This window comes from Campylobacter vicugnae, from assembly GCF_002139875.1.
GTDB lineage: Bacteria > Campylobacterota > Campylobacteria > Campylobacterales > Campylobacteraceae > Campylobacter > Campylobacter vicugnae.
The window spans coordinates 529,427-543,319 of sequence record NZ_CP018793.1 but is presented as its reverse complement, the minus strand read 5'-3'; the positions used below and the strand labels follow the sequence as shown (position 1 = coordinate 543,319).

At 32.6% G+C, this 13,893-nt stretch carries 11 protein-coding genes; 1 reads left to right on the top strand and 10 read right to left on the bottom strand.

Going from position 1 to position 13,893, the window contains the following annotated elements; genetic code table 11:
* Nucleotides 1–11: 11 nt before the first annotated feature.
* From CVIC12175_RS02820 to pheS, 4 genes are read right to left on the bottom strand one after another with little or no spacing between them, the layout of a single operon-like run.
* Nucleotides 12–869, bottom strand: coding sequence for a 4-hydroxy-3-methylbut-2-enyl diphosphate reductase (locus CVIC12175_RS02820; protein WP_086248148.1), 858 nt, complete (start codon nucleotides 867–869; stop codon nucleotides 12–14).
* Nucleotides 859–2,136: a 3-phosphoshikimate 1-carboxyvinyltransferase gene (aroA, locus tag CVIC12175_RS02815; RefSeq protein WP_086302446.1), complete on the bottom strand. Its 1,278-nt coding sequence runs from the start codon at nucleotides 2,134–2,136 to the stop codon at nucleotides 859–861. The genes CVIC12175_RS02820 and aroA overlap by 11 nt, the downstream gene beginning before the upstream one ends.
* Complete coding sequence (pheT, locus tag CVIC12175_RS02810) at nucleotides 2,133–4,469, bottom strand: phenylalanine--tRNA ligase subunit beta (protein WP_086302447.1); 2,337 nt, start codon at nucleotides 4,467–4,469, stop codon at nucleotides 2,133–2,135. The genes aroA and pheT overlap by 4 nt, the downstream gene beginning before the upstream one ends.
* The gene (gene pheS, locus CVIC12175_RS02805; RefSeq protein ID WP_086256789.1) at nucleotides 4,466–5,458 is read right to left on the bottom strand and encodes a phenylalanine--tRNA ligase subunit alpha; all 993 of its coding nucleotides are present in this window, start codon (nucleotides 5,456–5,458) and stop codon (nucleotides 4,466–4,468) included. Before pheS ends, pheT begins: the two co-directional genes overlap by 4 nt.
* Nucleotides 5,459–5,675: 217 nt before the next feature.
* Between pheS and CVIC12175_RS02800 the strand changes: the two genes are divergently transcribed.
* Complete coding sequence (locus tag CVIC12175_RS02800) at nucleotides 5,676–6,035, top strand: histidine triad nucleotide-binding protein (RefSeq protein WP_086256790.1); 360 nt, start codon at nucleotides 5,676–5,678, stop codon at nucleotides 6,033–6,035.
* A 1-nt stretch (nucleotide 6,036) separates the two neighbouring features.
* On the opposite strand, the gene CVIC12175_RS02795 is transcribed toward CVIC12175_RS02800, so the two are convergent.
* The 6 genes from CVIC12175_RS02795 to purD are packed head-to-tail and all read right to left on the bottom strand — an operon-like array spanning nucleotide 6,037 to nucleotide 13,639.
* Entirely contained in the window at nucleotides 6,037–6,879 is an 843-nt protein-coding gene (locus CVIC12175_RS02795; protein ID WP_086246693.1) for a universal stress protein, read from the bottom strand.
* A gap of 11 nt (nucleotides 6,880–6,890) precedes the next feature.
* Entirely contained in the window at nucleotides 6,891–9,071 is a 2,181-nt protein-coding gene (locus CVIC12175_RS02790; protein ID WP_086256791.1) for a polyribonucleotide nucleotidyltransferase, read from the bottom strand.
* The gene (locus CVIC12175_RS02785) at nucleotides 9,072–9,767 is read right to left on the bottom strand and encodes a phosphoribosyltransferase family protein (protein ID WP_086246695.1); all 696 of its coding nucleotides are present in this window, start codon (nucleotides 9,765–9,767) and stop codon (nucleotides 9,072–9,074) included. It lies immediately after the preceding gene.
* Entirely contained in the window at nucleotides 9,764–11,947 is a 2,184-nt protein-coding gene (locus CVIC12175_RS02780) for an LPS-assembly protein LptD (protein ID WP_086255418.1), read from the bottom strand. The genes CVIC12175_RS02785 and CVIC12175_RS02780 overlap by 4 nt, the downstream gene beginning before the upstream one ends.
* Complete coding sequence (locus CVIC12175_RS02775; RefSeq protein ID WP_086255419.1) at nucleotides 11,937–12,395, bottom strand: RDD family protein; 459 nt, start codon at nucleotides 12,393–12,395, stop codon at nucleotides 11,937–11,939. The genes CVIC12175_RS02780 and CVIC12175_RS02775 overlap by 11 nt, the downstream gene beginning before the upstream one ends.
* The gene (gene purD, locus CVIC12175_RS02770; RefSeq protein ID WP_086256792.1) at nucleotides 12,395–13,639 is read right to left on the bottom strand and encodes a phosphoribosylamine--glycine ligase; all 1,245 of its coding nucleotides are present in this window, start codon (nucleotides 13,637–13,639) and stop codon (nucleotides 12,395–12,397) included. Before purD ends, CVIC12175_RS02775 begins: the two co-directional genes overlap by 1 nt.
* Nucleotides 13,640–13,893: the final 254 nt, after the last annotated feature.

Sequence of the window (13,893 nt, the reverse complement as noted above, 5' to 3'; positions counted from 1 at the left end):
TTTATATTATATTAACTATTATAAATTTTATCGATATTTTCAAGCTCTTTTATAACATTTTGAATAACCCATTCAGGCGTACTAGCTCCAGCACTTACACCACAATGCTTTTTATTTTTAAACCAACTTGAATTTAACTCTTCTTGACTCTCAATTAGATAGCTATCTTTACATAAATTTTTAGAAATTAAATATAGTTGTTTAGTATTTGAAGAGTTTTTACCACCTACAATTACCATTACATCAGCTTTTGAGGCTAACTCTCTTACAGCTTCTTGGTTTTCTAATGTTGCATTACATATAGTATTAAATACTCTAACCTCTTTTACCCTTTGCATAAGGTGCGTTACAATAGTCATAAACTCCTCAATTTTTTTAGTAGTTTGAGAGATTACGGCTACTTTTTGCGGTAATTTAGCGCCTGCTAACTCCTCTTGAGATAGCACTACATGTACAGGCTTGGTTGAATAACTCATTACACCGCGCACTTCAGGATGGTTAATATCTCCAAATATTACAATTTCATAACCTTCATTGCTCATCTTTTCAGCAATATTTTGCGGTTTAGTAACAAATGGACATGTAGCATCTATTACCTCTATCCCAGTAGTTTTTAATCTTTCTAAATCACCTTTTGTAATGCCATGAGTTCGGATAATTGCCCTTTTTTCATCAGTTAATTCGTTTATATTTTTTAAGGTCTTAACTCTAAAATTATCCTTTAGCCTATCAATTTCTAAGCTATTATGAATTAATTCACCAATTGTTGCTGATGTAGAATCTTTTGATCCTGCAGAGTTTTCAGCAATCTTTATAGCTCTTTTAACACCAAAACAAAATCCATAATTTTTAGCAAGTTCAATCTTCAACTTTAGCTCCTAAAGATCTTAAAAAGTGACTAAATTTAGGAAACGATGTAGCTATAAATTCACTTTTTGATATATCCATTCCACACTTTAGTCCAAGCACTGCAAAACTCATAGCTATTCTATGGTCTCCATGGCTATCAATAAGCGCTCTTTTTGGCTTAGATCCAACAACCCAAAATCCATCTTCATACTCACCCGCTTCTATACCGCAAGCCTTTAATGCATTTATAGTTACTGTGATTCTATCGCACTCTTTTACTCTTAATTCAGCTGCATTTCTTAGCTCACTTTTGCCACTAGCACAAGCAAAAGCAATAGCAAGAGCTGGAGCTTCATCGATTAACCACGAAATATTATCATCTACGCTAATAGCTTCTAATTTATCACCGATAATCTCTATATCTCCAATATCTTCATACTGGCTACTAGTAATTGTATAGCTAATTTTTGCTCCCATTTTTTCTAAGACTTTATAAGCTTCAATTCTAGTTTTATTTAATAATATATTTTTAAATTTAACTCTAGCACCTGGAGTAATAGCTGCTGCTACAGCATAAAAAAAGCATGAACTAGGATCATTTGGCACACTCATTATAAGAGGTTTTAGCTTTTTTGATCCTAGTGGTTTTACAATAATTTTACCATCTTCATAGCTAATATCTGCTCCCATTCCTTTTAGCATTCGCTCACTATGATCACGACTTAATTCTGGTTCGCTAAACTCGCATCCCTTAGCACATAAACCAGCTAAAATCAGAGCGCTTTTAACCTGTGCTGAAGCAATTGCTGAATCATAATTAAAATATTCCAAATTTCCACCGCGAATAGCAATTGGAGCTTTATTTGCTTTGTCTCTACCATCAATTTTAGCACCTATTTTAATCAGTGGATCAGCTACACGCCTCATTGGACGCTCATTTAAATACTCATCACCGCTTAATACATAAAATCCATCACAACCAGCCAAAAGTCCCATATATATTCTCATCGCAGTTCCTGAGTTACCACACTCTAAAATAGATTTAGCTGAGCTAATTTGTGCTGGTGGAGTAATATGATATTTATCATCAATCTTTTCAACCTTAGCACCAAGCTTTGAGGCAATAGCTAGCGAGTTTAGTGTATCTTCAGCCTCAAGATAGTTGCTAATCACACTCGTCTCATCGCTTAAAAGAGAAAATATAGCACATCTGTGACTGATAGATTTATCAGTAGAAACTAAATCAAATTCCACATCAAATTTAGATTTTAAAGGCTCTACTCTCATCTTAATCCAATACCTAAATTATCTTTTAAAGCTGTCAAAATCTCATCCATAATAGCTACAATCTCTTCATCTTCAAGAGTTTTAGCATCATCTTGGAATGTAAATTTTACACTTAAGCTTATATTATCACCTAAGCTCTCATCAGCATAAATATCAACTGGTAAAAACTCTTTAAGACTCTTAATATTTAACCCTTCTATAAGCTCTTTAATGCGAAGATATGGCATATCTTTTGGCATTATAATGCTTAAATCTCTACTTAGGCTTTGGAATTTTGAGTATGGGTTTGCTAATTTTTTATTTGCTTTTAAATTATCAAAATCTATTTCACAAATATATGTTGTAAATAGATCTTTACTTTGTTCTACTATCGCATTTGCTCTACCAATATAGCCGATATATTCGCCATTTTGATATACTTTTGCTTGTTCAAATTCGCTTAAAAATCCAATATCGTTTGATTTTTTTAACTCGATTTTACCTAAAATATTTTGAATTAAATTTGCAAAATGGATAAAATTAATTGTATCTGGCTTAGCGCCATTTAAAAGTGTAGGCTCACTTAAAAGCCCACTAAATACAAAGCCAAATTTAGCTCTTTGAATTCCATCTTTGCTAATTACATCGCCAAATTCAAACAATTTAACCGATCTTTTTGAATTTTTAATATTAAAGCTAACTGCATTTAATAGGTGATTAATTAAGGTTGGTTTTAATACGCTTAACTCGCTATTTATAGGATTTAATAGCACTTCAGACGAACAAGCCACACCTAACTCTTTAAGCTCAATTGGATTATCAAATAGATAATGCACACTTTCAAAAAAGCCTAAATTTGCTGCTTTTTGTCTAATGTCGCGTGATAATTTATATCTTTCATACGCATCATTTATGCGATTTTTCTCACTATATTCTAAGGCACGAGCTGGAATATTATCAATTCCAATAATCCTTACAATCTCTTCGCAAATATCATGCGAATTTGCTATATCATGACGATATAGTGGTACTTTTGCATAAATTTGCTCTTTTTCAGAATTTGCACTAATCTCAAAGCCAAGCTTTTTAAGAATTTTAGCAATATCACTACTACTTACTTGCATACCAATCATAGAGCTAATATCAGATGCACTAAAACTAATAGCAATCTGCTCCTTATCTAATTGCACTTGTTGAGTGCCAGAATATGGCGATATACTATTATTTTTAGCCAAAAGATTAAATAATATATTCATAGCATAATTTAAATTTGGCTCAGATCCACGAGTTGATCTATAAGCAAACTCATCTTTTTTCATATCCTTATTATTGCCTAGAACCTCTGAGACCAAATTTGGATCTATGTAACTAGCTTCTATAATGGCAATTTTAGTATTTTCATCTACTCTAGCTTCATCACTTTGACTAATACCAGCAATGCTTAAAATCTTATCATTGCAGCCAACTCCATATGCACCATTGCTTAATTTTTTAATTGTTAAAGATATCTTTTCATCGCTACTATTTGCAAGTTTGCCATGATCATAAGCTCTAAATATAACTCCAGTATAGTGAGTAAGATACTCTAATACACGCTCTAAATTTGTACTCATATCTGAATCTATAATTGCAGCTCTAAGCGCTAGCTTGACCCTTTGTTTAAAACTTTGATTAATCTCAATTGCTCTATAAGCAAAAGCTCCACTAATTTTATCTTCACAATGCACACTAAGCAAACGACCAATTCCAAGCTGTCTATCTTCTTCGCTATTTGGCTTAGCATCTCTCATAGTAATATCAAAAGCAGCTGATAAATCCCTAGCAATACCATAAACGCTTAAGCAATCTCCACGATTTGGCGTTAGTTCAATCTCTATAATATCATCATTTAAAACATCATACTCTTTTAGCTCTTTACCTAAAATTAACTCTCCGATACTATCATCTAATATTATAATTCCATCATTTATCTTAGGTAGGCCAAGCTCTGTTGATGAACATAACATTCCACTGCTTTGTACGCCTCTTAGCTTAGCCTCTTTAATCTCTAAACCATTTGGCATTACAGCACCTACCATAGCTACAGCTACATATATATCTGCAGTTGCATTTTTAGCACCACAAACTATTTGTAAAACCTTATTGCCAACATCTACTTCACAAACATGCAAATGATCGCTATTTTCATGCTTTACACAACTCTTAACATAGCCAACTACAATATTATCAGGTATTGTTATATTAGTAACACTATCTACTTCTAATCCGATTGAATTTAGCTTTGCACAGATCTGCTCTGTACTAAAATTTGAAAGATCTATAATCTCATTTAACCAATTTTTGCTTATTATCATTTAAACTGCTCCAATAGTCTAATATCCCCTTCAAATAAGCTTCTAAGATCAGGAATTCTATGAAGCAACATTGCAAAACGCTCCACGCCAAGTCCAAATGCATATCCACTTACATTTTTATATCCTACTGCTTTAAATACATTTGGATCTACTACGCCACTACCAAGCACTTCTAGCCAGCCAGTTTGCTTACAAACCCTACATCCACATCCGCTACAAAATATACAGCTAATATCAACTTCTGTACTAGGCTCAGTAAATGGGAAGAAGCTAGGGCGGAATCTTACTTTAACATCACCAAACATATATCTTAAAAAATCCTCTAAGATATATTTTAAATTTGCAAAGCTAACTTTTGATTCTTCTTCTACTACTAGACCTTCTACTTGATGAAACATCGGAGTATGAGTGAGATCTAAATCTCTACGAAAAACAGAACCAGGTGCTATCATACGAATTGGTGGTTTTTGATTTAGCATAGTACGAACTTGAACTGGGCTAGTATGAGTTCTAAGAAGTCTAAAATCTTTTAGATAAAATGTATCTTGCATATCTCTTGCTGGGTGATATTTAGGCAAATTCAAAGCCTCAAAATTATGAAAATCATCTTCTATTAATGGACCAGTCTCGATACTAAAATTTTGTGCTACAAAATATTCAATAATCTTATCCATTGTCTCCATCACCGGATGTAACGCACCAGTAGAAAGTGGTTCATTAAATAGTGAAATATCAATAGCTTCACTCTTCATCTTAGCCTTAATATACTCGCTCTCAAGAACAGCTTTTTTCTCATTTAACTTTGCAGTTAAAGTATCTCTTTTAATATTTAAACTTTGTGCATAAGCCTTTTTATTCTCAGGCTCAACATCTTTTAATCTAGTAAATTCAGCCGTAATACTACCCTTTTTACCAAATAGTTCAAGCCGAATTTGTTCCAACTCATCTAAGCTTACAGCTGAGTCGATTTTAGTAATAATATCTTGCAAACTATATTCCTTAACTAAATTTAATCTTTATTGTATCTAAAATTTAATTAAAATAAATTGATACTAATTGCTTAAATTTATAATCACAACTAGGCAAAATTTTACCATTTTAAAAGATTTAATGGCTTTAAAAAAATCAAAAAATTATTCAATTTTATAGAAAATTATATAAAATTATCTGATATAATATAGCTAAATTTAATCTAGGAGTTTAATAATGTCTTGCATTTTTGATAAGATTGTAGCTGGTGAGATACCTTCAAATAAGGTTTTAGAAAATGACAAATTTTTAGCATTTCATGATATAAATCCTAAAGCGCCTGTGCATATCTTAATAATCCCTAAAAAGCACTATGAAAATTTTCAAGAGATGGATCCAGCATTAATGGGTGAGATGACAAAATTTATCCAAGAAGTTGCAATAGCAATTGGCGTGGATAAAACTGGATATCGCTTAGTAACTAATTGTGGTGAAAATAGCGGCCAAGAGGTGATGCATTTACACTTCCATATGTTAGGAGGAACTATGCTAAAATGGACAAACAATCACCAAAATGACCCAAAAAATAGCTTTTAAACTACATAAACACTGGCACTGGAGTATTTTCTAAGAAATGCTTCGTGCTACCACCTAAGAATATCTCTTTTACCCCATTTTCTCCATAGCTACTAGCTATAACCATATCAAATTCGCCTTTTAGTGTATTTTCTAATAAAGCCTCTCCTGGTATATTTGTAGTAGTAACCACCTCAAATGTAGCATTGATATCATGATACTTTAGATATTCAAGTAGTTTTGATTTAGCGTTTAAAGCTGTATCATCATATTTTTTAGTTACTATAATATGAATATTTTTTGCTCTTTTTAAAATATTTATAGAGTTTGTTAAACTTCTTGAGATACTTGTAGTGCCATTCCAGCCAATTAATATATTATCCATACTAAATTTTTTCATCTCATTTGGGATGATAATAGCATTTTTACCACTATTAATTACAGTTGCATCAAATGTAGATGTAGCCTCGCCATGTACCGGACACGCAGATACAACTAAATCGCAAAATTTTGCTTCATACTCATACACACGACTTCTAATACCATTTTGAGTTTCAAAATTTGCACTAGGCACTCCAGCTACATTGCCAATACTTACACCTAGCTCCTTGCAAACACTTTTAAAAATTTCATAATTTTTATTTTTTTGTTCATTTAATTCTGTTGCAAAAGCACCTTTTAAAGACTCAAACATATTGCTTCTACTAATTGTCATATCTAAATTTGATATTAACTCAAGATCTATCTGAGAAGATAAAAAATCTATATGAGCACCAAATTCCTTAGCAATAAGCAAGCCGCCATAAATATGATTTTGTATTTCATCATTATTAACTAATGGACAAAATATTTTTTTGATATTCATAAGTACTCCTTTTAAATTAAATCTAGCGAGATTTTACCAGCTTTTATCTCGCTTACTTTTACTTTAATGCGATCACCTTCTTTAATAGGTGATTTAATTTTTGAGATATGAAGAAGACCATCTACTCCATCTCTTAAAGAGACAAAAGCACCAAAAGTAGCTATCTTTTTAATCTCTCCATCAAATTCCTCTCCAATTTTAAAATTATCTATATTTTTAACCTCTTTTTTACCACCTCTTGTTTTTAAATCTTTTTGTGTAATTTGGATTATATACTCTTTGGCTGCTTCAACCTTGCCTTTTTGCGAACCAGCTACTTTAACCTCGCCCTTTTCTCTATCTAAATCAATGCTTACATCAAATTTCTCAATTATCTCTTTGATAGTTTTTCCAGCTTGGCCGATGATATCAACAATCTTTGATGGATCTACACTAAATAGCTCTAATTTTGGTAAAATATCTTCATTAATTACTATATTATTATTAGCCTCTTGCATAATATTTAAAATATGCTCTCTAGCCTCTTTAGCTTGTAATAAAGCCTCTTTTAAAACCTCATGGCTAATGCCACCAAGTTTTATATCCATTTGTAGTGCTGTAATACCATCTTTGCTACCTGCTACCTTAAAGTCCATATCGCCATCATGATCTTCTAGCCCCATAATATCAGTTAATACAGCATGCTTATCACCTTCAAATACAAGCCCCATAGCCACACCTGCTATTAGCTTACAACTTTGTACTCCAGCGGCTCTAAGTGCTAAAGAGCCACCGCATACACTAGCCATAGAACTTGATCCGTTGCTCTCTAAAATTTCGCTTACTAATCTAATAGAATATGGACTATCTAGATCTATACTTGGGTAGAGTGCTCTTTTGGCTAGATTACCATGACCTAGTTCTCTACGACCTGGAGCCTTAATAGGGCTAGCCTCACCTACGCTAAAGCCTGGAAAATTATAGTTAAACATAAATTTATCTGCTACAGCTGTCTTTTCTGTTAATAACTCACTCATTTGAGCATCATTATCAGTACCTAAAGTTGCTACTACTAAAGCTTGTGTTTGTCCTCTTGTAAATAGACAGCTACCGTGTGCATTTGGTAGTATATTTGTCTCGATACTAATTGGACGAACATCTTTAAGCCCTCTACCATCAGCTCTTTTTGATTCATTTATTATCTGTTCTCTTACAATTTTTTTCTTATATTTACCTAATATATTTAGTATTAAATCCTTATCCCAGCCTTCGCTTATAGCTGTATCGCTAAGGGCAATTTGATTAGCTATTTTAACTAATTCACTTGCTCTTTCACTTTTTGCCATCTGATTTATAGCATTTTTAACTTCAGTTTTATAAAACTCATCTATATATATTGCAATATCGCTATTTTCTATTTCGCTTTTATACTCTAATTGCGCTGGAGTCTTTTTATACTCTTTAAATGCCTCTTCATAAGCGTTAGAACCATTTAATATAGCCTCATTTGCAAATTTAATCGCTTCAAGCATCTTAGATTCATCAAATTCATTCATCGATTGCTTTTGAATAAACTCACTACATAGACCCATATCTACTACTGGATCCATCGCTATCATAGAGGTTATATCATTAGTTAGTGTCGGCAAGCTTCTCATCTCAATCATCAAAAGCTCATCTTTAACCCCAGCTACATATAGATCAAGTGTGGATTTTTTAAGCTCTGAATTACTAGGATTTAACACAAACTCTCCATCAATATGTCCAACCCTAACCCCGCATACTGGACGCTCAACTGGAATATCGCTTAAATACAAAGCTACACTTGCAGCATTTAATCCTACAACTTGTAAATCCACCTCAGGATCAGCACTTAATACCATAACTACTATTTGAGTAGGATAGGCATAGCCTTTTGGAAATAACGGACGAAGACTTCTATCTATTATACGACTAGTAAGAGTTTCAAAATCTCCTGGCTTTGTCTCACGCTTTACATATCCGCCAGGAATTCTACCAGCTGCATATTGCTTTTCTAAATACTGAACAGTCAAAGGCAAAAAATCCTCTTCAACTTGAGTATCTTCTCTTGCTATTGTAGCTAGTACTACGGTATTTTTTACCCTTAAAAGCACTGCTTCACTAGCTTGCTTAGCGACCTTATTTAGATCAAAAATTTGAATTTGATTATTTACTTCTATACTGCACTGCATTTATATCTCCTTTGATTTTTGTATTTTTTGTAGTGGTAAATAGTGCGGACTATCTTCTAAAATAGACATGGCTGATTCTACTGCAACTCTAGAATTGTAATAAAAATCTACATCCACAAAATTGCTTATCTTTTTAGCATAATATAAACTATCAACCAAGGTATTAAAGTATGATAATATATCAGCTGCTATAAGTGGAGTGCCATATATTATAGATTTTACATTTAAATTTATTAACGATTTAATACATACAAGTGCTGTAATACCTGTTTGACATCCTAAATCAACTAATAAAATATTTCTACCTTGAAGATTTTCTAAAAGCTTACCTTTGCGATATTTATAAACATTTTTTAAAATTTTTTCTTCATATTTACGGTGTGCTTCACCATAAATAAAATCTAAGCTTATATCAAAAGCATTAACCAATTCACTGCTATAAACAATCTCCTCAGTCTCACTAACTATAGCAATTTCACACTCAGGATTATTTGGCGCATAAAGCCTCTCGCTAAAGAGCAACTCATAGCTAAGATCAAGACTACTAGCTACTTCATTGGCTAAAACCACACTATCTAAAGATGAGCATACTACGACAAAATCACCATCTATTAGCTCTTTTTGAGGTAAAGCCTCTAGTAGCTTGCTAGCAGCATCTAATTCGTCTTGAAATTTAAGATCATTTGGATTTATCAATTTAGTGCCTCTTTTTCTTGTTCTATAGAAAAGTCATACCCAACTTCACCTAGTGGATAGAAGCTAAAGTATAAATATACCCCTTGGCTTTTTTTTGACTCTAAGCCTGCACTTGTATTTTTAGGCTCAATATCTTCTTTATAAATTAAACTATAATCCCAACATTTTCTTTTATAGTGGATTCCACTTTGCCACATTTTGGTATAATCTTTTTTTAAATCATAATCTATTCCAGCAAAAAGCTCATAATTAAATGGCAATTTAAGAGTTACATCACTGCTTAAATAGTTCTCTTGATCATATGCATCGCCATCACGGTAGTTTTTATCATATGTATGCCATAATCTTAGACCAATTTTATTACCGTTATATAAGGCACCGGTTTGAATTTTTGAAAGATCATGATCTATATAAGAGTACTCTATCTTATTAGCAAAATCAAAATTACCATAATATAAATTTAGCCTATTTTCCAAGCTCTCCATATCATCATTATCAAAATCATAACTTTGTTTGATGCTATGCCTTAATATCTTTTGCCCATGTGAGTTATAAAAAAATTGCGAACCTTCAAATCCTAATCTTTCAGTTGTATATATATTAGACGCTCTATCTATAAAATTATCTTCAAATAGCGCTAAATTACTAGGGTTATAATTTACTCCATCTTTGATTAAATAGTATTTTAAGAGTTTTTCATTGATATCGCCATTATTGTATCCTGGCTTAATATAATCAAATTTAAAATTTAAAGTATGATAAAAATTACTAAATGCTCTAGCCATATCATTTTCTAATAAAATTCTATGATAGTGATTGATAAGATCATCATAATTGTTGTCATAAAAACCACTGCCATCATAATATTTAGCATTATTATAATCAACATGTGATGCGTATAAATTTTCACTAATATATAAATTTACATAATCATCAAATAATCCAAACTGCAATCCAAGAGGAATATCTATCTCATATTGATTTGCACTAGCTCCAATCTCTCTAGTGTAGTTATGGTATTTAAAATCAAATGAATAGGTCAAATTTGGCACTATAAATGTATTAAAAAAGCTATGATATTGAATCTTTGGTATCTCTTGCAAGGTATCGTCATTGCCATATCTAGTACCGATTTTAGCAGTATCTATATAGTATTTAGCATATAAACCAAGATAGTGATTATCAGTTGTGATAAAATAATTTAGTTTTGATTGAACCAATGAATCGTGATTGCCTTCATCTCTACCACGCAAATTTAAATAATCAATATCATTTAAATTTACAAACTCAAGCCATAAGCCCTCTTTAAAATCACCATCTATCAAATAGCTAACAAGTCTATCTCTATCATATCCTAACTCTATGCCACTATGTTGCTTATTTTTAAGATTCTCTTTTTGCTTATATTTACTTCTTTCTTCAAATATACCGCCACGAATATATCCATTAGAATATGGCGAATCAGCAAATCTAAATGTAGAGTATAATCCAAGACCTCTATTAGTGCGAATTTGCGGATCAAATTCCAAATCCCATTCATTATACTCAGCAATATAAATTGGCTGTAAATATACTAGTCCTTCATCGCCATTATATGATAATTGTGGAGTTAAAAGTCCAGTTCTTCTAGTCTTATCGGTACTAAAACCAAAATATGGTAGATACATCACAGGGGTGTTTTTAACATAAAATACAGGATTGTAAAGATGCAAAAATTTGCTTTGTTTATTTAATTCACCGCTACTAAATCCTATATGCCAATCTGGATCGCTAACATTACAGCTTGATACAATAGAGTTAGTTACGCTTATCTTTTCATCGCTATTACAACTCTCATCGCTTTGGAGCCAGATCTCTTTTTTCTTATCCATTACAAAGCTATTTGTAAAGCTCATCTCATTAGTAGCTAAATCTATTTTGGCATACTCTGAGCGACTTGTCTCATACTGACCACGCATTAAGCTAACATTGCCAAATAGCTCTATAATATTACTTTTTTGGTCATATTTTGCACTATCTGCACTAGCTAAGTAGTTTTGAGAATAGAGCAATACATTGCCTTTAGCAGTTATAATATCACCATTTTTTTGCACATCGCTAGCTAAGAATTCGACATTTTCTATATTGCCAAAAAGCTCACTACACAAAAGCCCAGCAAATGCTAGTAATCTAATACGCATTACAAACTACAGTCTTGGCTAGTTTATCTTGCCAGGTTTGACGCTGTTGATTTCCAAGCGCCCACAAAAACCCAATGTAAAATAAAGACTCGCTCAAAAGTCTCACACACGCCCTAAGAAAACTACTACTAAGGCTTGGTCTAGAGAGCATTACTGTATCTATGCAGACAATTTTGCATAACATCTTACCAGGCGTAGCAGCATAATACCATATAAAAAATGTATGATAGGCAACCTTCATCACTGTAATCTGCCAAAATAAATTCGATATAGCAGATAATACAGCTTCAACTCCAACCTCACTGGCACTAGAAATAAAATCCCAATAAATCAACATAAACAGTACAGATATAATAATATCATCAATAGCATATGCTAATACGCGCCTATTTATACTAGCTATAGTGATATTTTCTCTATATAGTTTTTCTTCTAAGCTCTCTCTCATTAAAGCGCCTGATATCCGATATCATCACGGTATTGCATACCATCAAATTGAATATTTTTAGTCAGTTCATAGGCTCTATCTCTAGCCTCTTTTACACTTGCTCCACTACCTACAGCTACTAATACTCTACCACCTGTTGCATATAATTCACCATCAATTAAAGATACTCCAGCATATGCTATATGTGAGTTTTGTGGTATATTTTCTACGCTTATTTTTGCAGCTGGACTACTTTTATATGGATAATCTTTACTAGCCAACACCACTCCTACAGCATACTCATTTTTAAGCTCAAATTTGCTTAGCTTTCCAAGAGCAGCACTATGTAAAATCTCTCCTAATTCACCACTAATAAGAGGCATTAAAACCTCGCACTCAGGATCACCAAATCTTACATTAAATTCTAAAACATAAGGAGTTTCATTTACTATCATTAATCCTACAAATAAAACACCGCAAAATGGAGCATTTTCATTTTGCATTCCTTTAAGAGTTGGTTCTACTATCTCTTTTTCTACTCTTTTAATTAGCTCATTATTTGCTAATGGACTTGGAGCATAAGCACCCATTCCACCGGTGTTTGGCCCTTCATCATTACTTAAAAGTCTTTTGTGATCTTGTGCTACTGGTAAAGAGACAAAGCTACTACCATCACATATAGCAAAGAAGCTAAGCTCAAAGCCATCTAAAAACTCCTCAACTACAATTCTCTCACCAGCCTCGCCAAAACTCTGCCCACTTAGCATATCTCTTGCAGCACTCTTAGCCTCATCTTTGCTTTTAGCTATTATTACGCCTTTGCCAGCACATAAACCATCAGCTTTTACTACTACTATATCACCTAAAGTATCTATAAATTTTGCTGCTTCTTCATAATTATTTGTATTTATAAATCTTGCTGTTCTTATATTATTTTTATCTAAGAATTCCTTCATATAGGCTTTTGAGCTTTCCAATCTTGCAGCAGCACGAGATGGGCCAAAAATATTTAGATTATTAGCTTTAAATATATCAACTACTCCATCACTTAGAGCATTTTCAGGTCCTACTATAGTAAGTTCTATTTTATTTTCAATTGCAAATTTAGCTAATTCATTAAAATCTTTAATATCCACATTTTGACCCAAATTCGCAGTCGCTCCATTGCCAGGCGCAAAAAACAGATTGTGTTTTGTGCTATCTTGAGTCAATCTTAATCCTATAGCATACTCTCTACCGCCACTTCCGATAACTAAAATATTCATATAATTCCTATAAATTTAAAATACCCAGATGGTCGGTGCATAGTAGAATCGGCCCTAATATAAAGCCAATCTTGCAAATAGGCAACAGCTTTAGGTCGCAGCTTCTAAGCCCATAAGCTTCAAACAAAGTCGCGTCACACCACTCTGCACATCTTCGCTAATACTAATTTGTTGGACCTTCATAAAAATGCTATCGAGTCATCCAGGCAGATAAATTATATACAAATTTGACTTAAAATTTAGCATTATAATTG